Raw genomic sequence first — 18,326 nt, forward strand, 5'->3', positions numbered from 1 at the left:
CTTATCTCCACCAAATTAAAGCTTCTAGGAATAATATTATGCCAAGTAAGTACCAGCGCACGCTTAAGGCTAGCTTCATTTGTAATGGAGTAATGTCATACCCTTTATAATAAATGAGAGTTTGAATGAATTTTGGCCAAAGCATATAAAGAAGAAAGCAGAATAAAAGATGGCTTACTAAAAGAGTAATTTGATGAGCTTGTAAAAAATGTTGTACTTCATTTAAAGGCTTGCTTAAGTGTATTAACTGTGGCGTAAGTAAAAAGAGTAGAAGGGCTGGTAGGAATATTTTAATTAAGTTTATAATGATTGAACGAAAATAATAAAACATGGAATGTCTCCTTATGATTAAATTTATCAAAAGTCATCAATCCATGGCTATTACGGCATTAAAAATCCTTTGGAAGGGAATACTTATAGCATTACAAGTAATGCTTATGTTTGCTTCTGATCGTCGTTCTAATTCGCGCTATTTGCCTTATCAAGCTCAAGATTTATATAAAAAAGGATTGATAAGTGCTGCTGAATACAATAAAGCAATAAAGGCTGATTCATTATAATCTTCCTGCGCTAGCTACCTTAACACCTGCTTTTAAGGCTTGAGCACCAGAGTGTGCTGCATTTTCACTATGAGTGTTAGCTTCATTAATTAATCCCATAAGACCTGCTCCTGCCTCGGTGCCAAAATGGCTGGAAAGCTTAAGTAATAAGAAAGGAGCGATAAAATAGAACATAACGGCTATATTGCGCATCGCAGAGAGTGCATCGTTTTTTCCAAGGGGATCGAGTACGCTTCGTTCTACAAAGCCTACTAAGTGCCAGAGATACTGGATAAAAATAGCCATAATAAATAAGCCGCATAAGCTTCCTAATGCTCTAGTACTATAGCCACTTAGCGCTAAGATGAAGGGTGTCATAATAATTAAGAAGAAATAAATAAAGGCTTGCATAACAGGTAATGTTTGCATAATTGATTCTCTTTTTAATGGTGTAGAAGTCCAAGATTTGGCCCACTGACCCATATTAATCAATTCTTGCGTGATAGTGCTGCTGACTGAGCCATTTGTATTATCAATAAGGTTTCTAACACTGTTAATTTGCATGTCCTTGCTATCATTTAATAGCATTTTGGCAATATAGTCCTCAGAACTTAAATTTGAATTCCATGCTTTAGGGTGCTTATTCTTATACTCTCGGACGCGATCGAGAACAGCAAAATAGTTAAGATGGCTATCAAACATACCAGCTTTATTAGCTACATCAACTAAGTCACTACGAAGCTTTAACCACCACTGATTACAGGTTGGATAACCTTCTTCAGGTAGATGTTTTGTATCAATATCACCACGCTCAGCTGCGTTTTCTAAATTACTATTAGGCGCTTCTTTAAAACTAAATCCAGGCACAGGTTGGCGGGCATGGATTTTGTCATAGTAAATCGTTTGATAGACTTTTGATCCTATCCATTTGAGATCTTCCTCACCGCCATATTTTTTAAGAATATCCTCAGCTTTTGTTTTATCATGAGATTCGCTGTAATAACTGTTTCTCGCTTCTAAAAAACATTGACGATGAAATTTTAGCGCTGATTCACGAACATCCGCTGGAAGATAAGTTGATATTAAATCGCCTTCTATGGCTTGCAGGCTATCTGTACAGCCAGTTACTTTCATTAAGCCATAGGTTAATCCTGACATGTAGTTTTGAAGGATAGCAAAGCCAATTGGCATTTTAACATCTGATGTTAATACATCAGCAAATGCTTCATCATAAGTTGTGCCAGTATCTTTTAAGATAGATGTTTTAACATTGCCTTTAAGTCCGCACATTGGTTTAAAATTTAGAGCTTTTTCTTCTAAGGGTACACAGGGATAAACAAAGATAGCACAGATCAAAAAAGTCACTGTTAACTCATAGAGAAAATTATTAAGGGCGTATTCAGCGGCATGATGAGTTGATCCTGAAGGAGCTAATACATTTTTTAAGAAACGATACGCCACCATTAAAAAGCCTAAATAAAGCGCTCCTGTTTGCCAAAGAGCATTAAATAGGATTTCATACTGTTGCCAGCCTAAGTAAGTGGTATAAAGAGATAAAGGGCTAAAGACAACCATATCAAGCTCCTTTATTCTCAGGTTTTAAATAGACGGCGCCATTCTTAATGATGGGTTGCTCGTGATCGTCACCTGGTAAACCTTTCGCAATATCTTGATGGCGTATGTCCATTAACATGCCTAATGTTTCTGTCATCATTTTCTTGCGAACTTCATTTTCAAAAGCAAGTGAATGAATGTCATCATCAAGCTTTTTTAAAGCGAAGCGCACCATGTCTAGAGCTGGTTTTAAATTTTGCACTTCTTGTACTTGTAATCCTGTCTGTAAAATACGTCGCATCATTAATGCTTTATCCAACATATTTTGCACGGCAATTTCTTCAGCAAGTTTAGAAGTGGTTAAAATCTGTTCTTCTCGCGGCATACGCTGTACGGTCATGATAATTTCATCAGTAATCATCAGGGTTGATGCGCTAACAAGTTTTAGTTTATCCTCGGTAAGTGGCCATTTCTTATCGACTAATTGCCAAAGAGCTTTGGAAACGTTATTGGTGCAAGTATTGCTGCTATCGCAACTCTGTAATAGGGCAGATAAACCTATACCCGCTTTAGCATCATGATTAGCTGTTTTTGATTTATCTTCAGTGGCACTGACATGAATATCACCTAAGACTTTTACGGCCCAATTTGCTGCTTCAATTGGATTTTTCCAGCTTTGGGTTAATGGTGTTTTGACTGTAGGCGCTTGTTGAGTATCGAGCGGTGTTCGGTTGAGTAAGATATTGTAGCCAGCAATAACCACATCATTAATTACTTTAATTGGTCTTTGATATTTTCCACCAGCGTTCCCTTTTTCATGACCTATCCAAGGTAGGCCATATTCATCTCTCTTTTGAGCGATTGTTTTTGCTGTTTCGCGTACATCTACATTACTGGTTTTAGCACGCTTAGCTGCTTCAAGCCAACCTTGACTGTCTGAAACAGACAGTATGCTTTCCATTGGCGATTGTCCTTCTTCTAGTGTTTTTTTGATGTCCTGGCAATCTTTAACTTTGATTAAAAACTCATTTTGTGCCCCAGCTGCGGTGTTTTGTAACACGTTATATAAAGCTGGCATCGATTGCTGCAATTTATACATAGGAAAACCAGCTACAGAACCTTTTAAGTTCTCAATAATGCTGCCTGGAATATTCATGGCGGATGACTTCATATCTTGAAAGGTATTGGTAATGGAGACCACAGGATTAAAGCCATTGCAAGTGAAGCCAAGTCGACTATTAACATGTCCACCTATGGTTATCGTTTGATCATTGTTCACAGGTGGGATATATAAATTAGAAACGCCGCCTAATTTATAATAATATTCAGATTCATTAGGAAGAAACGAGCCAGCTAAGACAAGTGATGAGGTTAAACTGGTAATTAATATAATTATGGGCTGCTTCATTGCTACACCTACCTTTTTTCTGGATGTTTAACTTTTGGGAAGGATAAGGATGCGATGTATTTACCACGATGCTGAACGCAACCTCGATATTTACGCCAAACTACGAAAATATAATTACCGTTACCCGCTGCCTCATCAGCAATGCCGAAATCATTTGCATTGGCCGCATTGATATTACGGTTTCTAGGATAAACCTCTTGCCAGATGACATGTCTTTGGCGTGGGTCAAATGTAACGTTGGCAACAACGCAGTTTTTGCCACATGAATTTTTAGTGCTCTGTGTGACATGGAGACTATTCTTATTGGTAACGATATCAGCAGCATGCATTGCAGCAACTACTGATGCACGAAAGCGGGAGGGCTGAGTAACACGCATCAACCTTGGAACTTCGTGCCCCCATATTTGCCCAATGCTACCAATATCATGATTAATGAGTAGCTGAGCGTGGGTAAGCATATAAGCTATTTCTGCTACTTCTGTTCTATCAGAAACCGCATCGGCTTCACTAATATAATATGGGGAGCCATAATGAGTTTCTGCTCGATGTGAAAGATAAGGAATTCGATACAATCCAGCAGGGCTGCCAATGACATCAACGACTCGAGTACGCTCGTCATTAATATGCATGCTATTAATTTGGCCAGCATCCTCACCAAAACCTAAAGTAGAGCCAGTGGCTAGTTTATAAGTGTGTTGATAAACGGCTTGACTTGCAGAATTTTCAAATAATGCTTTTGCTTCAATCCACGGATTAGTCTCAGGCTTGTTAGCAACCGTCACAATTAAATCAGGTAAAAATTGTTCCACTGCTGGAACAGCAACAAGTTTTGGTGGGAATTTTCCTTCAGCCCAAGTGCAGCTACCGATAATTTTATAATGTGAATTACTTAGTGTTTTACTTATAACGCGTGTTGCAATAGTAAACGTACTAATTGGATGAGGTGGCTGAATACTTTCTTTAGCTTGTACAGTTAAACAAGTTATTAGTGTTAAAATTATTAGATTAATCGTTGTAAAAGCAGTCCTCTTGTTTTTGCTTTTGACTTTTGTTTTCCAAGCGTTTAGCAATAATTTCTGCAGCTTCAAGGACATCATGTTCATTCTCCAAAGCATTTCGCTCAGCCTTTTCTGCCTTTTCATTCATAAGCAAGGCAAGTAGGTAGCGCGGTGGAATAACACGAAATAATCCTTGATAACGTGAACCTAATAAGACAGCTTCTGCATACAGGCCTTTTTGTGAATCAATATCCCTGATTAAGGCTTCCTGCTGCGAGGTTAACTGTTTAAATCGTTTAACATCATTAATTTCTTTTTCATCTAGGCCTAACAAAATCCAAGTTTCAATGAGCGATAAAATTTTGGTAGCTTTTTCAGAATTCATATCGGTAACGTTTTGTGTAATAGCAGCAAGCCACAATCCCAGTTTTCTTGCGACTTTGGCTACCAATAAACAGGCTGTGACAACTGAAGGAATCTGAAATTGCAAATGTGATTCGTCAATAAATAGAAAAGTGGGCCGATTATCATTTTGTGTTGCTTCTGCCATGCCAAGTATTCTTGGCAGCAAAGACACCATCACTAATGCTAGTTTCCCTGGCTCGTCTTTAATGGCTGAAATGTCAATATGAAAAATATCAAAATCACCTAAAGGTTCAGTAGGTACATTAAAAAAACGGGATTTCGCACTGTTAATGACATAACTGTTAAGGCGATCGTGCATATCTAGGATACGGTCTTTCTTACGTGCAACTGTTTCTTTCTCCATGCGCCGTTTAAAGGCTGCTACAACATGTTCAGTTAACATTTGCGGTATATCATTATTAAATGAAGTTAAAATAGCATCACTTAAGACTTCAATTAAAAGTGTTTCATCAGCTAGAGTAAATTGCTCTTCCTCTAAAGGATTTGCTTCGGTAATCATAGTACGCAAAGCTAAAGCAAGTTCAGCAAGGTAGGAGCGAGAATCATTGCATGCAAGATCCGCAGGATTGGCAGGCTGCTTTAGGTTTTCTTGCATATCTATTATCTTTTGCGCAATCAAAGCTGCCTGCTCTGAATTCAGATTATCTGTGATTTCAGGGATAGCTTTGTAAGCCTCGCAAAAAGGGTTTAACGGAACGGCTTCACCTTTTTTATTGCTAAGCAATAACTGTTTAGTATTTTTACCATAAGCCTTAGCATGAATAAGCATACGGTCAAAGGAATTACCCATTTCAAATAACACAATGCGGGCATTTTTAATCGCCATTAAAGTATTAATCATCCAGCCAATTAAGACTGACTTACCACCACCTGAATTAGCAAATATGGCACAGTGAGAATTTTGACTAATAAATTCAGTATGTAATAAATCAAATAAAACAGGCTCACCTAAGCGATTAAAAAAAGTAAAGCAGGGTAGGTGCTTTGTACCTTGGTTGCGGCCATAAACAGGCAGTAAGGCAGCAAGCTCTGATGCATAAAGCAGACGGTCAAAGCGTAAATATTTTCGCGCGAAGGCCGGAGCAAAATTAAAAGGAAGCGCACAAAGATAACTATTTAGTGGATGTAAATCATACTGCGATGGTATGAGTGGCATTTTAGCGTCCACGAATAGATCTTTTAATTCTTTTTCAATGTGAAGCGCTTTTTCTTCTGTCTCTGCGCGATAGAAAACAGCTTGAGTAACCCAGAAGAGTCGATTGCCTGTTGCTAATTCATCACGTGCTGTTTTGATATCTTGTTTTACTTGCGTTGGCTTTAAACTTGTTCCAATAATACCTTTTTCTAAGCGCATTAAGTGCGCATCAAGCGCTTCATCATTGCTAAAAATTACTTGGATTGTGTAAGTAGCTCCTTCAGGTAATTTATCGAGTAGCGCATAGCGATGTTTAGGATTGGCTTGTAGGCGCTCTCGTGACAGTAAACCAATATCTGGTGCCTCACGTAAGCCATCGACATATAAAATGCGATGATAGTAGTTATCAAAAATAAAGCTCCGATTATCACTTTGAGGAGGCGTAAAAAACACAGCTTGGGCAAGGGTATATCCTGCAGGTTTTTTCTTTATTGGATAGGGAAAACGCGCAAGTAATTCCTCTATATTCCCTTGGGTTAATTGAGGATTAGGATTAAACCATCTTAACCACCAGTAGTAATAATCTTTACCGGTTAAACGTTTTAATTGTAATCCGGGCGAGCGCAATTTACTTTCAATTTGTGCTATTACCTCTACGTGTTCAGTAAGAGTATGTTCTCTCGTTGGCTTAAGTTGTTGATATAAGCGATAGAAAAGAACTCGAATTCGCCGACGCCGTCCTCGATAGGGCATATTTGTTTTAGGATCATGAAAAAGCCCTTCGGGCTTGGTCATTTTAGTCATTAAGCTAGCCAACCGGTGACAATAATCTTGAGTAAAGGGATTGTTGGCAAGACTAGGATCAAGGTGGCCTTTAATATGTTTAAGCACGGGATTTAAGCTGTAGTCATCATTAACATACATTTGCATAACCCACGGGTCTTCTTTGTAAAGTGGTACAACTGAAGCAAAGGTTTCTTTTATTTTTTGAAAGATTACTTCCAGGTGGTCAGGTGCGGAAGCTTCTGCTGGAATACTAGCAAGTTCAAAACCAGAACCGATGCTAATCCCATCTTGTAATAAGAAAAGATTTTCCTTATCGCAGAAATCGACAATAGCCCATTGATCAGGTAATGAAAGTAACTTATTTTGATAACGTGCTTTAACTGCTGCTTCAGTAATTGGGCAGGGGTTACCTTCTCCAATCAACCAGTTATTTAATGATTTTAGCCATTGCTTCATAACTTTCCTTAGTAATGCTCGGACGCTAAAGCAAATTGATTTTGCTTATACAGGAAGAAGCTGGTTGTATAGCCGGGTTTAATTAATTGCTCATCACCAATTAGTGCTACATGTGGAAAGACATAGATTGGAATGTGCGGATTATCTAAGGGCTTAAATAATGACTGAATTTCATTTGCTGCTGTACGAGTATAGCCAGCATAATTGACCAGCTTTGCTTGCTTCACATTCCAGCGCTCTATAGGCTTTTCAATACTTTTTTGATAAAGCTCGCTAACTGTTAAACCGCCTTCTGGTAAAGGCTGTGTTGATTTTATAGACGAAGCACAAGCGCTTAAGGCAAGGGCACTAGCGCAGACTAAAATCGTGTAGCGTTTTTTGTGATTGACCATAATCTAATACTCTCCCGTTGACATCTTTATCTAGGTGAATGGTTTGGGTAATATGAAGCGATAATTGTGTAGGTTTATAACCGCTTGGCGTTAAGAAGCTAGCTGGTACAAACACCATGTCAAAGCTGCCTTGAATGCGCTTTTCAAGCCATTCGGCTCCTTTTATAGTGCCTTGTGATAAAGCGCCACCAAGCGCATAATTTCCCAGCGAGCCTGTTGGTATGCTTGTGGTGCCATTGATATTAGCGTTGTAAGACATTTGCCATTGCGATAAGGCGTTGCCAAATCCTTTTATGCTGTCACTGGCGACCATTGTCGTTAAAAATTGTGGCGCGTTAGTAAAGTACTGCCCTTTAATACAAGGATTGCCGAAGGCGGTAGTGAGATAGCCTAAGCTTTCATTATTAACAAGTTCAGCTGTACCAGTCATTTTTTCTTTTCCTACCGTTACGAAGTGGCCATCAGTAAATACAAATAAGGCAGACGTAACGTAAGCTCGCACACAGCTGATGTTATCGAGAAAAGAACCAACCCCAATCGCATAACCATTTACTTTCATGCCAGAGATAGTTGGAGGTAGGGCGATGCCATTGGCTGCTATTAAATCACCACGATTAATGATTGCAGAAAAAGGAAATAGAGGTTGCATTAATTTTCCCTCAACGGGGACTTCTCCGATTAAGGCTGACAGTAGAGTGGTATGTCCTAAATCAGATCCTGCAGGAATGGTATAGTAAGGAATGGTTGTTTTTTCGCTCTTCTTTTTAGAGAGTGTTGTTTTTTTAGTAGTAGTTTGCCGCTTTGCCTTAAGTCGTTCCCAATAAGCAAGTTCGGCTTGATTACTTTCTTGCTTTATAAGTATTTGGTCAATGTCTTTAATTCCAGCGCTAGGTGATGGTTTTAAGTCTTGTGTGTTTTCAATAGAGTAGGTAGTAGATTCTGATCCATGCGTTGGCTTTATCGATAGTATTTGTTCTTTAAGTGTATTTAATTCTTCAAGTAAGTTTGTATCAAGTGAGGCTTGATTCTCTGAGGATTTGTTATTTGTTGCTTGATGTTCTGCTTCTAAAGATAATAACTTTTGTTCAGTCTCTTGTAAGCGAGCAGCGACATCCCGGATATTGTCGTTAAACTGACTGGCAATTGCCTCATTAAAATTATTCGGATTAGCGATTGGTTCGTGCGTTGACGTTACTGTATGATGACTGCTATTGAAAAAAATTAAAGCAGTAACGCCAACTACACTTCCTGTTAATACTTTTAGGCCTAGGTTTTTTGTCATCGTACGAACTCCTTATCGGCGGTAAAGGCCTCATTAAAAAGACGCTCTGAGACGAGAAATACGGTCGTAGTATCGTATTCACCGCGAGGCTTGAGTGTATTTGTAGGATAAAAGGAAGCTGTTTGCCAACGGCCAAGAAGGCGGCGAGGATCTAAAATAATTTCTTTATTTAATAAATTTTTTAACTCAACCGCAGTTACATACAGATCGCCACCTTGCCATGAGATTAAAGGATATGCTTCCACACTAGCTCCATAGAAAAGATTAATTTGGCGATAGGTTTGCATAGGTACACGATTGACTCCTTCTGGAATAGTTAGAAGGCGAGCTGGTACGTAAAGAGATTGGATGGCAAAGCGGGTAAGCGTAATTGCGTTAAAATCGAAATCATTAATAGGTTGGTTTTTGTCTTGTTCGGTATTATTGTTTTCAAGTAATACATCAATTGGTTTAACTGCTGATATTGTTTCTGAAGCAGATAGGGTTAACATGATAACCTCACCTTGCGGCATCAGCTGCACAAGTAAGCGCTGATTAACAAAGGGCTCTTTTGCTTTTACATAAAGGCTATCTTGTACTTTTAATACAGCTACTTTCTCAACTGCTTCATTATCAATAATACTAATGGCTTGTGGAAAGTGAATAAGCCGCTCTTCACTTAGAGAAAGCGTTACGGGAATTGGCGTTTTATCCCATAAAATATGCTCGGCATCGAATGCAAATAGATTAAAATTACAACCTAGCATGATTAAAATCATAAAAAGCTTAAATCGAATCATGTGATTTATTCTCCAGCGGGTTAGCGAGCAGGTCTTCTAGCAAGGTCTCAGGTTGGGTATAACCATCTAGGGCTAGTTGGAATGGGTTCTCAAGGCGAGATAGATTTACTTTAACAACACGTACGTGGTAATCGACAATTTTATCGGTGATAACAATGGGGCTGTTATTTTTTAATCGTTGTGTAATACGTAAAATAAGGTGCACTTCCCAGGCATTATTACCCAGCGGTTTAACATCATTACTCTCAATAAAGCGATAAAGACTGGCTACTTGTGTCCTATTAAATAACTGAGCATCTTTATAAGCTGTAAGTGCTTGGTCTAGGAGCTTGCGATGACGAGCAGTAAAATAATAATGAAAACCAGCTAAATTAGTAGAGAATTCTTTTTTGCCACCATTTGACCAAGTATTTAAAGCGGGCATAAGGGTAGCAACAAATCCATGAATGTATTCTGCTGGGATTTGTTCTGCTTTGATGAGTCCACCATTAGCTGCCATGCTAGGCGAGAGCCAGAACTCGTAGCGTTTTGGTAAAGAATAAAGTGTGGTAATCAATCCTAAAATTATTACTAACAGTGAAGCAGTAAAGGCCAACAACAAGCGATTTAGCTGATTTAAACTGTCAATTTTTTGCCAGTATTTAAACATCATGTTGACCTACCAATTTACTTATTTGCCAGGCCCCTTGATAATGAAGATAAGGTGAGCGTTTAAGCCCTAAATGTGTAAGTGTAAGAAGTGTTTTTTTCATGACATACCCATAAGGTTTTCCTGCTTTGATGCGAGAAATCCACTTAGGGATAATGGTGATGGCTAAAATAAATCCCAGAAAAAAACCGACGCATCCTAAAGCCAGCGGATAGCTTAAGAAAAAGCCAATAAAAGTCATTAATAAACTAGTTGCTGGAGTTGCTAGTAAAACAATCCAAAATAATTCACGTAAACTTAGCCCTTTATAAGCTTTATAGTCATGAGAAAGATGCCTTGAGGAAGGTCGGTTCATGGTGCTCACCTTAGATTTTAAATTTAGTAATCATCATGTAGCCGACGTAACCTGCAACAATGCTTATAGCAAGATAGGTAATACCCATAACGGCAAACATACCAAATGACACCATTGAGCCGTCATTCTTCTTAGCTTCTTCAATACCATGTTGTACAGTGGTGATGAATTTAATAAAGCTAATGACTGATGCAATAAAGAGTAAAAGGCCAAGCCCCTGTTTAACGTAGTTACTTGTCACAGTCATTAAGCTTTTATTACCGTCGCTAATATCATCTGCATTAGATACTTTAGGAAACCAATTATCGGCTAGCAGGGCTGGTGCATAATTTAAGCTAATAAAGCCTAAACCTAATCGCTGCGTCCATTGTCTTAGTTGGTTAATCTGATTTTTCATGGGTAATTCCCCTTAACGATTAAAATGAGTATGAATAGACACAGTCCTATGACTAAACGCACTAGGCGTGAGCCAAGAATAATGAGGAATCCTTCTTGCGCTTTTTCAGCGCTATCCATGAAATAATTAATGCACCAAATGATAGCGATAATGGTGAGCATAATGGCGATAAAGCGAATACAATTAGAGAAAGTGCTAGCAGTGATATCGCCTGTAGCTTGTCTGAAACTTTCTACAAATGTTTTTGCAATATCTATTTTGCTCATATCTATTTTCCAATATAGTCAAGCGCTAACGGCTTAACCGTTTTGGGTTCTATTGCTGGTTTATTAATGTATTCAATTAATGAATTGCGAATTTCTAATAAATCTTGTCGTAAGCCTGGATGGGAATTTCCATCAGCACTTTTAAAAGAATCAATATGTAATTGCAGGCGAGTGTTAGGCTCTATTTCATTGTTTGCTTCATCTAGTAAGGGCATAATTGCATTGATTTGGTTTATTACGCGCACTAAAGTTTTATTTAGCGCAGCTTCACTAGCATAAAGACAGGTGTTAAAAATTAATGCAGATAATAAAAGCCAATATTTCATTTCATCTCCCTACAAGTATTTTTTAAATCGGCTAGTTGTTATTGACACCATCACACTCAAAAGAATACTTAGTGGTACAAAAAACAATGCAGGATTAACACTAATAGGCATAGCTAGCCATAAGGTTAAGAGCAACAATAAGCCATATTTAAAATAGTGATTTAACCGGTGAAAAACGTAAGATGATTCACGCCCGAGAGAGGCTGTACGTATGGCACGCTGATTTAAGCCATCAACTAAGCCAGCAGTAGTAGCCATTGTAAATAAAGGAAGGCTAGCAACTAAAATTATGAACTTAATGTATATCACTTCTGTGGTTATACACATAAGATTCCAGATTTGCTGGATTACTTGAAATGCATTTATAAAAAGATCATCAAAATCAGAAGCTGTGTGAGTTAGCAAATTATCAAATTCGCTTTTTATAAATACACGAGTACTTTCTACTTTATTTGTTAGCTTTTGTGTAGGTACGGTCTTTATTTTAGAGTCAATGTAGTTAGCTATAGAGGCATCATTAAACTCTAGAACAGCAGAAGATTGTTGTTTAGCTAGTTTATAAATACGCTGCCAAGCAGTATTAAAATCTTTTAATCCCCAAAGGGCTAAACCCCAGCTTAATAAAATCAGCCAACTTAGAAAAACAAGTAGGAATGAATTTAAGAAAATTCTTTTTGAGTGTTTTTGCTTATCTTTCTCTACTGCCATATTTCATCCTTATAAATAATAAAGGGGTAATGGTTTTCATGAAATATAACAAGTAGCTCATCAATGTTAGCTGGTAGAAGAGGTGCTTTAGTTAGGCGTTGAAATTCTTCTAAGCGGCTAGAGTTATCAATATTAGTTATAAAACCAATAGCGTGTTTTTCTTCTAATTCAGTGGCATGCTCTTTAAGCCAGTTAAATGAGAAAGGATCGCCGCCTAGGATAAAAAGAGGCTGAGAAAAACTAGATAGATCTATTTTGCGTTTTGTAATATGACCTACTTGTGCTTGACTAGTTACTGGTAGTCGAGCATCCAGTTTCTCTTCTAGTTTTAGAGATTCTTCAGTAATCTTTTCTTTTTGTTGGCTAAAGCAAACCGTTGCTATTAACAGACTAATTAAAAATAGAGATATTTTTTTCATTTAAAATCTCCCTAAATCAACAATATTGGATTTGCCATCTTTTGCTAAAATCAACAAAGGGGTTAATTTGTTTTTTATCTGAAGTGACTGGAAATGTAGATCACCATGGTTAAGGGTAATGCGACCATTATTAACTAACTGCTGTGAAAGTTGATGTTGGTTAGCCCATAATTGGATAGCTATATCATCGGACTCTAATAGCATGATGTGTAGGTAGGTATTGGGCGTGCTGTTAATAGCATCAACAATACTTAAAATAATGCTTACAACTGGGTCATCAGGTTTAATAAAGAGATATAACATCTCCCCCGGACTTAATTGGACAGGTTTATGTGCATAAGGAGAGTAAGGAGTTGGATCGAAATCTCCAACAACTGAAATATTGGCAAAAAGTTTGTTATAGGCCTTATAAAAAGCATTATTCCAAGCAATATTTTTTGCTACTTTTTGAGCTTCTTGCGCTGCTGCTAATTCTGCAAAATGATTACGTTCTGTTTCATTACGGGCATTAAGCCCAAGAATATCTAAAGGATTTAATCTTAAACCCTTATAATAAAACTGACTTCTATTTTGCATGAGAAAAACATAGCGTTTCTCTTCTTCTATTGTTAATCCCCAAACCTTAGCCTCATGTATCTGTTTAGGATTTAAAACAAGCTCATTGAGATTTTGATCAGAGGTTATGTCATCTTGATTTGACGTTAAACCAGCCCGAGCTAGCGTTTGATCCTGTGTGGCTAAAGGATTTAAATTTTGAGAGCTGATACCAGGAATAAGTAGTTCAGCTTGTGCTGCTTGAGCTATTATCCAAAGAAGTGGTAGAAGAATGTTTTTAGTCATGTTGCTCTATCCTCATCAAGGTTTACAACAACACGCTTTTTATCTTTATTTTCAAACTCAACACATTGTTTACCAAAATCGATATGAGTAACTATCCAGCCTGCTAACGTGTCACCTTTTTCTAAAGGTATCGTTTTGTAATCGTAAGTTACACTTACAACGCTAACTTGTTGGATACTATCAATGCTTAGAAGCTTAAAAGGTAAAGCTGAGGTAGGAAGATAGTGAACAGGGTTTTCTTTTTTATCTAAAGAGTTTACAACTTGATGTATATCTTTTAACTGTTGCGCTACCTCATTACGGTTATCAGTTAGTAATTGACTAAGTTGATTTTCTCCACTTATTTTAAGTTGCTCAATTTTAGTTGTTAGAGCATTAAAATTCTGACTCAGTGGCGTTAAATCAATTGTTTTATGGGGCTGTCTTAATTCTTGATGAATACTGCTAAGCTGTGATTGAATATCATTTAAAATGATATTTGTAATGTTAATCTTTTTAGTGATTATTTCGCCTTCATTTTTAATTAAAAGGCTTAGACAAACTAACAGAACAAGCAGAGCCAGAGAGGCTAAATATTTATTAAAGCATGTTTTAAAGTAATTCATATTTCACCCTTTGATGGATGTTTCATGGTTTGCTGATAAGCAGGCTTTAATTTAAAATTAACTTCGCGTTGTATATGATCTTCTGACAAGATAAAAATTTGCGGTCCAACTAATATTTCTAACCCTTCTCTAACCGATAGCGGGCCTAAATTTCTTTGGATTTGTGGTAATTTTTTACCCATTACCGTTTGTAATATTGCTGGTTGCTTTTCCTTAGGTGCTAGCGTGTAACCTGAATATTGCAACCAGTAATTAATTGCTTCGGCAATGGTTTTAATATCCTGAGAAAATCGTATTTGCTGTATCGCTAGCAGAGGATTAACTTGTGCCGCTAAGGGTTTATTAGCTACAGTTGTGTAACGATTAATTTGAGTAACATTGGCCGTTTGCGCCGTTAAAGCACAAAGGCTGAATGAAATAAGCAAAAACACTTTAAACATACACAAACTCCAGCCGGGCTTATGCCCGGTTATTTAATTTGGTTTGGCTAATGATTCTTGGCTAGCTAATAGTTGTAGACTTTCTCTTTTTTTAAGAAAGATCTCTTTGCGATCGACATCAATATGCTTAGGAGCCTTAATACCTACAGCGATATTACCTCTGCGGATATACAAAATTTTAATTTCAATTTGACCCTTATCGATTAAAATTTGCTCACCAATTCGGCGGGTAAGAACAAGCATGAAATTCTCCTTATTTAACCTCTTAAAATGTCTAACATGGCTTTAATATTTAGTTCAGCTGCCTCTAGGAAAGCTTGTTTATCAAATTCTTCAGTTGATTTGCGAAATATATTTGTCTGGGAAATGGCTTTGCAGCACTCAATGAATTGGGGCAATGTTGGTGGGAACTGATGACGCTCGCGAAAAATCAGCAATGCTTCTTTAATAGTTCGGGTATCAAAGCGTTGTAGACCGGAAGACCATTCTTTTTTTGTAGTAATAAGTGCATGTTCACTTTGTAAGCTACTCCACCACATATAACCATAAATAGCGCCTAAGCGGGTAAATAGCGTATCAATACGTTTATCTTGCATATCAGTTTTGTCTGAAGGCAACGACATTATCTGAGCTTGATTGTCTTGATTCATCTTCATCGAAGTCGAAGTCGGTCCCAGCACACTCCTGCCAGAAAAATTCGCTTGAAGATTTTTTTCGAGAATATGTTGTAGTTTTTGCATGATTACGCTCCAAGGTTGTAATAGGTGTAAGTTCATCATTCCAGCATTGCTGCGCAAGCCAGTTAGCTGGATATTTCCATGGAGGAATCCAGTTTCCAGTTAGTTGTAAGTCGTCACGATTTTTAATCTGCGCATGAAGTGCTTGAAGCATTTCGCTCAGAAGATTTTCATTGGGATTAATTCTTTGAAACTCTTCTAGTGCTTTATCTTTGGATTTTTTGTGTGGATAACTTGCCCAAAATTTTTCGAATTTTTGTAAGATATATAAATAATTATTATCTTTATGAGGTGTGTCGGCTTTTTGTAATTTACCCATGTCGGCTTTTAAATGCTTTGCAGCTTCTTGCCCAGTTTCTTCAAGGGCTTTAGCAGCATTTACCATGACGCTTTGGGCTGACGGCTTTGTGACGGCTTTTTTTTGAACAAAATAATCCGACGAGGCTAATAAACATTTTAAAATTAATTTCTCGCTTGTTGATTGCAACTGAATTAAGCCCGCACGTTCAAGGCCAGCAAGGGCACGCCTAACTTGCGCACGAGAGTAAGTGACACTTTTAATGCCTTGGTGAGATTCAACAAAAAGTTGTTCAGCAATAGATTGATGGCTAATGCCGCGCTCAAGTCCAACGATACCTGTCTTTACATTCATATAGGGCCTAATGCCTCTTAAGTAAGCCAGCTGCTGTATATGAGGTAGTGTATACAGTGCTGCTAGTTCTTCTCCGTTGATCATGAAGTACATTGAATCCTCTTCAATTTTGTAGTCTAATTACACATCATTTCGGGTAGAAAATTGATGGAAAATAGTCGAAATAGCTCCAAACGTATATTAATGCTCGATTCGAGTATTAAAAATTAAACATTAACACATATTGAGAAGTAGTCAATATCTGTTATGATATTTTTGAACGGTATGGATCGTGAGTAACTTATGAGCATTAAAGAGAAAATAGGAAAGCGTATTAAGGATGAGCGCATCGCAAAAGGGTTAACTAGAAAAGCATTGGCGGGATTAACCGATGATTTAAATGTGTCGCGCATTAATAATTATGAACGCGGCGAAAGAACGCCAGGTCCACTGGAAATAAAGCAGCTTGCTAGAGCACTAGAAGTCTCACCCGCGTTTTTAATGTGTTTATCTGATGACAAGCAAGGCGCTTTGAAAAAATCACCTGGACTAGGTGCTTTAATTCCTATATTAACCTATCAACAAGCCTGTAACCCCATCCACACTATTGATCAAATTAAAGAACCTAGCTATTCAGAAAAGTTAGATTTAATTCCTATTGCGCCTAAATTAAGTGAGCGAGTTAGTGAATATGCTTTTGCCTTAGAGGTACAAGATTCAAGTATGACTCCAGAATTTAGAGTAGGGGACATTCTTATTGTTGATCCACAATTGTTACCAAAGCCTGGTGATTTTATTGTTGCCAAGCTCAATGAAGATAAAGAAATTTTAATTCGTAAATATAAGCAGCTTTCTGCTGTAAAAATGAATCCAGAGTTTGAACTAATTGCACTTAATGAGGATTGGGCAAAAATATCTGTTAATTCGGATATCACTATTAAAATTATAGGAACAGTAGTTAGCTTAAATAGGATAATTATCTGAAAGTAGTTATCAATTAGCTCATTAACGTTAATTCTTATTTTAATAAAATTATAAAGAAGAGATTGATTGAGAAATCAAATGACAATTATTCTAGAAACGAAAAGATTAGTTCTAAAAACAATGACAGCCAAAGATTTAGCTTGCTTATTTAATCTACGCTCTAATCCTAGAGTAATGAAATTTATTGGTAATGGTAAAGTACAAAAAAAAGAGCAAGTCAAAGAATTTATAAAGCTTGCTCCAAATTATTTTAAAGAATATGGTTTAGGATTTTTTAACGCGTTTAAGAAAGAGAATGGCAGTTTTATCGGTCAGGCAGGATTGTTTCATTTAGGCTTTGATGTTAATCAACCTGAAATAGAACTTGCTTATCGTTTGCTTCCAGAGTATTGGCATCAGGGTTATGCAACTGAGTTAGCGACAGCTTTAATTAAATGGGGCTTTAACGAAAAAAAGCTTAAGCGAATTATTGCTATGGTTCATCCTGAAAATGAGCGTTCCCGGCGAGTCTTAGAAAAATCAGGTATGAGCTATTTAGGGATGATAAACTTTCGTGAGGAGCGAAATCCCTGTTATGAAATTAAAAAAACTATTATCTTTTCTGATCGAATAAAATTACAACCTGCTTCTATAGATGATTATCCTATCATTCAAAATATGACTTCTTATTATGCCTATGATGTTAGTGAGTATATGCAGTGGCCTATGGAAGAGACTGGTGTTTGTGATATTGGCCTAAATTATTTACGTTATTTTAATAAGGAGAATACTTATCCTTTTTTGATTCGTTATGATGGGGAGCTAGCGGGTTTTGCTATTATCGATAAAGAAGTAAGCGATAGCAATAATGACTACAATATGGCGCAATTTTTTATTATTAGAAAATTTAAAGGATGCGGATTAGGTAGGCAAATTGCTTTTCAGTGTTTTAATCAATTCCCAGGGCGTTGGGAGGTTTTTGTGATGCCGGGTAACGAAGGCGCTTATCGCTTTTGGCGCAAAATTGTGAGTGAATATACTAATCATAATTTTCATGAAGTAAGTCGTGAGGTTAATCAATATCCCCGAAACATTTTTATTTTTAAAAGCAGCAAGTTGAAAAAATAAAGACCAATTAGTTTAGATCTATCTTATTTCTAAAATTTAATACCAGTGGATTTAAAACATTCAAGCAAATAACCCAAGGTTAGAGCTTCTTTTGAAAAGAAGCTCAT

The 18,326-nt window shown here is 37.2% G+C and carries 24 protein-coding genes; 3 read left to right on the forward strand and 21 right to left on the reverse strand.

The annotated features are described in order from the left end of the window. Position 1 precedes the first annotated feature (1 nt). Positions 2-331, reverse strand: coding sequence for a hypothetical protein (locus tag DYH30_RS05010; RefSeq protein WP_115330591.1), 330 nt, complete (start codon positions 329-331; stop codon positions 2-4). A 13-nt stretch (positions 332-344) separates the two neighbouring features. On the opposite strand from DYH30_RS05010, the gene DYH30_RS05015 reads away from it, so the two are divergent. Then, positions 345-560 carry a hypothetical protein gene (locus tag DYH30_RS05015; RefSeq protein WP_115330592.1) on the forward strand — a complete coding sequence of 72 codons (216 nt, stop codon included), beginning with the start codon at positions 345-347 and terminating at the stop codon, positions 558-560. On the opposite strand, the gene DYH30_RS05020 is transcribed toward DYH30_RS05015, so the two are convergent. Genes DYH30_RS05020 through DYH30_RS05115 form a run of 20 tightly spaced genes read right to left on the reverse strand, consistent with a single transcriptional unit; the run spans position 555 to position 16,233 of the window. Then, positions 555-2,114, reverse strand: a complete 1,560-nt coding sequence (locus tag DYH30_RS05020; RefSeq protein ID WP_115330593.1) for a conjugal transfer protein TraG N-terminal domain-containing protein — start codon at positions 2,112-2,114, stop codon at positions 555-557. The two genes, DYH30_RS05015 and DYH30_RS05020, sit on opposite strands and share 6 nt — an antisense overlap. Before the next feature lies 1 nt (position 2,115). Next, a complete protein-coding gene (locus DYH30_RS05025) occupies positions 2,116-3,501 on the reverse strand; it encodes an integrating conjugative element protein (protein ID WP_115330594.1) in 1,386 nt (461 codons plus the stop codon). Between the two features lie 8 nt (positions 3,502-3,509). Beyond that, entirely contained in the window at positions 3,510-4,598 is a 1,089-nt protein-coding gene (locus DYH30_RS05030) for a TIGR03756 family integrating conjugative element protein (protein ID WP_115330595.1), read from the reverse strand. After that, positions 4,507-7,302, reverse strand: a complete 2,796-nt coding sequence (locus DYH30_RS05035) for a conjugative transfer ATPase (protein WP_115330596.1) — start codon at positions 7,300-7,302, stop codon at positions 4,507-4,509. The genes DYH30_RS05030 and DYH30_RS05035 overlap by 92 nt, the downstream gene beginning before the upstream one ends. Positions 7,303-7,310: 8 nt before the next feature. Beyond that, on the reverse strand, positions 7,311-7,694 hold the full coding sequence (locus DYH30_RS05040) for a TIGR03751 family conjugal transfer lipoprotein (protein ID WP_115330597.1): 384 nt from the start codon (positions 7,692-7,694) through the stop codon (positions 7,311-7,313). After that, positions 7,651-8,976, reverse strand: coding sequence for a TIGR03752 family integrating conjugative element protein (locus tag DYH30_RS05045; RefSeq protein ID WP_115330598.1), 1,326 nt, complete (start codon positions 8,974-8,976; stop codon positions 7,651-7,653). The genes DYH30_RS05040 and DYH30_RS05045 overlap by 44 nt, the downstream gene beginning before the upstream one ends. Further along, on the reverse strand, positions 8,973-9,755 hold the full coding sequence (locus DYH30_RS05050; protein ID WP_115330599.1) for a TIGR03749 family integrating conjugative element protein: 783 nt from the start codon (positions 9,753-9,755) through the stop codon (positions 8,973-8,975). Before DYH30_RS05050 ends, DYH30_RS05045 begins: the two co-directional genes overlap by 4 nt. After that, entirely contained in the window at positions 9,742-10,404 is a 663-nt protein-coding gene (locus DYH30_RS05055; RefSeq protein WP_115330600.1) for a DUF2895 family protein, read from the reverse strand. The genes DYH30_RS05050 and DYH30_RS05055 overlap by 14 nt, the downstream gene beginning before the upstream one ends. Further along, complete coding sequence (locus DYH30_RS05060; RefSeq protein WP_115330601.1) at positions 10,397-10,759, reverse strand: TIGR03750 family conjugal transfer protein; 363 nt, start codon at positions 10,757-10,759, stop codon at positions 10,397-10,399. The genes DYH30_RS05055 and DYH30_RS05060 overlap by 8 nt, the downstream gene beginning before the upstream one ends. 10 nt (positions 10,760-10,769) lie before the next feature. After that, complete coding sequence (locus tag DYH30_RS05065) at positions 10,770-11,156, reverse strand: hypothetical protein (RefSeq protein WP_115330602.1); 387 nt, start codon at positions 11,154-11,156, stop codon at positions 10,770-10,772. Further along, positions 11,153-11,422 (reverse strand): hypothetical protein, encoded by a 270-nt coding sequence (locus DYH30_RS05070; RefSeq protein WP_115330603.1) that lies wholly within the window; start codon positions 11,420-11,422, stop codon positions 11,153-11,155. Before DYH30_RS05070 ends, DYH30_RS05065 begins: the two co-directional genes overlap by 4 nt. A gap of 2 nt (positions 11,423-11,424) precedes the next feature. Beyond that, positions 11,425-11,748 (reverse strand): RAQPRD family integrative conjugative element protein, encoded by a 324-nt coding sequence (locus DYH30_RS05075; protein ID WP_115330604.1) that lies wholly within the window; start codon positions 11,746-11,748, stop codon positions 11,425-11,427. A gap of 9 nt (positions 11,749-11,757) precedes the next feature. Beyond that, positions 11,758-12,456 carry a TIGR03747 family integrating conjugative element membrane protein gene (locus tag DYH30_RS05080; protein ID WP_115330605.1) on the reverse strand — a complete coding sequence of 233 codons (699 nt, stop codon included), beginning with the start codon at positions 12,454-12,456 and terminating at the stop codon, positions 11,758-11,760. Then, positions 12,447-12,875, reverse strand: a complete 429-nt coding sequence (locus DYH30_RS05085; protein ID WP_115330606.1) for a PFL_4695 family integrating conjugative element protein — start codon at positions 12,873-12,875, stop codon at positions 12,447-12,449. The genes DYH30_RS05080 and DYH30_RS05085 overlap by 10 nt, the downstream gene beginning before the upstream one ends. After that, the gene (locus tag DYH30_RS05090) at positions 12,876-13,715 is read right to left on the reverse strand and encodes a TIGR03759 family integrating conjugative element protein (protein ID WP_115330607.1); all 840 of its coding nucleotides are present in this window, start codon (positions 13,713-13,715) and stop codon (positions 12,876-12,878) included. It abuts the gene before it with no gap. Next, the gene (locus DYH30_RS05095) at positions 13,712-14,320 is read right to left on the reverse strand and encodes a hypothetical protein (RefSeq protein ID WP_115330608.1); all 609 of its coding nucleotides are present in this window, start codon (positions 14,318-14,320) and stop codon (positions 13,712-13,714) included. Before DYH30_RS05095 ends, DYH30_RS05090 begins: the two co-directional genes overlap by 4 nt. Continuing rightward, entirely contained in the window at positions 14,317-14,760 is a 444-nt protein-coding gene (gene pilL2 / locus DYH30_RS05100; RefSeq protein ID WP_115330609.1) for a PFGI-1 class ICE element type IV pilus protein PilL2, read from the reverse strand. Before pilL2 ends, DYH30_RS05095 begins: the two co-directional genes overlap by 4 nt. A 33-nt stretch (positions 14,761-14,793) precedes the next feature. After that, positions 14,794-15,003, reverse strand: coding sequence for a carbon storage regulator (locus DYH30_RS05105; protein ID WP_115330610.1), 210 nt, complete (start codon positions 15,001-15,003; stop codon positions 14,794-14,796). A gap of 14 nt (positions 15,004-15,017) precedes the next feature. After that, positions 15,018-15,383 carry a Vir protein gene (locus DYH30_RS05110; RefSeq protein WP_131740569.1) on the reverse strand — a complete coding sequence of 122 codons (366 nt, stop codon included), beginning with the start codon at positions 15,381-15,383 and terminating at the stop codon, positions 15,018-15,020. Then, entirely contained in the window at positions 15,358-16,233 is an 876-nt protein-coding gene (locus DYH30_RS05115) for a hypothetical protein (RefSeq protein WP_242604633.1), read from the reverse strand. The genes DYH30_RS05110 and DYH30_RS05115 overlap by 26 nt, the downstream gene beginning before the upstream one ends. A gap of 198 nt (positions 16,234-16,431) precedes the next feature. On the opposite strand from DYH30_RS05115, the gene DYH30_RS05120 reads away from it, so the two are divergent. Next, positions 16,432-17,112 (forward strand): helix-turn-helix domain-containing protein, encoded by a 681-nt coding sequence (locus DYH30_RS05120; protein WP_115330613.1) that lies wholly within the window; start codon positions 16,432-16,434, stop codon positions 17,110-17,112. Between the two features lie 78 nt (positions 17,113-17,190). Beyond that, positions 17,191-18,219, forward strand: a complete 1,029-nt coding sequence (locus DYH30_RS05125; protein WP_115330614.1) for a GNAT family N-acetyltransferase — start codon at positions 17,191-17,193, stop codon at positions 18,217-18,219. The last annotated feature ends 107 nt before the right edge of the window (positions 18,220-18,326 follow it).

Origin of the sequence: Legionella busanensis, from assembly GCF_900461525.1 — a bacterium.
Lineage (GTDB): Bacteria > Pseudomonadota > Gammaproteobacteria > Legionellales > Legionellaceae > Legionella_C > Legionella_C busanensis.

Coding starts and splice junctions, on each gene's coding strand:
- DYH30_RS05090 (WP_115330607.1), bottom strand. CDS start 13,715: ATGACTAAAAACATTCTTCTACCACTTCTTTGGATAATAGCTCAAGCA.
- DYH30_RS05120 (WP_115330613.1), top strand. CDS start 16,432: ATGAGCATTAAAGAGAAAATAGGAAAGCGTATTAAGGATGAGCGCATC.
- pilL2 (WP_115330609.1), bottom strand. CDS start 14,760: ATGTTTAAAGTGTTTTTGCTTATTTCATTCAGCCTTTGTGCTTTAACG.
- DYH30_RS05075 (WP_115330604.1), bottom strand. CDS start 11,748: ATGAAATATTGGCTTTTATTATCTGCATTAATTTTTAACACCTGTCTT.
- DYH30_RS05060 (WP_115330601.1), bottom strand. CDS start 10,759: ATGAACCGACCTTCCTCAAGGCATCTTTCTCATGACTATAAAGCTTAT.
- DYH30_RS05110 (WP_131740569.1), bottom strand. CDS start 15,383: ATGTCGTTGCCTTCAGACAAAACTGATATGCAAGATAAACGTATTGAT.
- DYH30_RS05055 (WP_115330600.1), bottom strand. CDS start 10,404: ATGTTTAAATACTGGCAAAAAATTGACAGTTTAAATCAGCTAAATCGC.
- DYH30_RS05015 (WP_115330592.1), top strand. CDS start 345: ATGATTAAATTTATCAAAAGTCATCAATCCATGGCTATTACGGCATTA.
- DYH30_RS05080 (WP_115330605.1), bottom strand. CDS start 12,456: ATGGCAGTAGAGAAAGATAAGCAAAAACACTCAAAAAGAATTTTCTTA.
- DYH30_RS05065 (WP_115330602.1), bottom strand. CDS start 11,156: ATGAAAAATCAGATTAACCAACTAAGACAATGGACGCAGCGATTAGGT.
- DYH30_RS05020 (WP_115330593.1), bottom strand. CDS start 2,114: ATGGTTGTCTTTAGCCCTTTATCTCTTTATACCACTTACTTAGGCTGG.
- DYH30_RS05045 (WP_115330598.1), bottom strand. CDS start 8,976: ATGACAAAAAACCTAGGCCTAAAAGTATTAACAGGAAGTGTAGTTGGC.
- DYH30_RS05095 (WP_115330608.1), bottom strand. CDS start 14,320: ATGAATTACTTTAAAACATGCTTTAATAAATATTTAGCCTCTCTGGCT.
- DYH30_RS05105 (WP_115330610.1), bottom strand. CDS start 15,003: ATGCTTGTTCTTACCCGCCGAATTGGTGAGCAAATTTTAATCGATAAG.
- DYH30_RS05040 (WP_115330597.1), bottom strand. CDS start 7,694: ATGGTCAATCACAAAAAACGCTACACGATTTTAGTCTGCGCTAGTGCC.
- DYH30_RS05010 (WP_115330591.1), bottom strand. CDS start 331: ATGTTTTATTATTTTCGTTCAATCATTATAAACTTAATTAAAATATTC.
- DYH30_RS05115 (WP_242604633.1), bottom strand. CDS start 16,233: ATGATCAACGGAGAAGAACTAGCAGCACTGTATACACTACCTCATATA.
- DYH30_RS05050 (WP_115330599.1), bottom strand. CDS start 9,755: ATGATTCGATTTAAGCTTTTTATGATTTTAATCATGCTAGGTTGTAAT.
- DYH30_RS05070 (WP_115330603.1), bottom strand. CDS start 11,422: ATGAGCAAAATAGATATTGCAAAAACATTTGTAGAAAGTTTCAGACAA.
- DYH30_RS05025 (WP_115330594.1), bottom strand. CDS start 3,501: ATGAAGCAGCCCATAATTATATTAATTACCAGTTTAACCTCATCACTT.
- DYH30_RS05035 (WP_115330596.1), bottom strand. CDS start 7,302: ATGAAGCAATGGCTAAAATCATTAAATAACTGGTTGATTGGAGAAGGT.
- DYH30_RS05125 (WP_115330614.1), top strand. CDS start 17,191: ATGACAATTATTCTAGAAACGAAAAGATTAGTTCTAAAAACAATGACA.
- DYH30_RS05085 (WP_115330606.1), bottom strand. CDS start 12,875: ATGAAAAAAATATCTCTATTTTTAATTAGTCTGTTAATAGCAACGGTT.
- DYH30_RS05030 (WP_115330595.1), bottom strand. CDS start 4,598: ATGATGTCCTTGAAGCTGCAGAAATTATTGCTAAACGCTTGGAAAACA.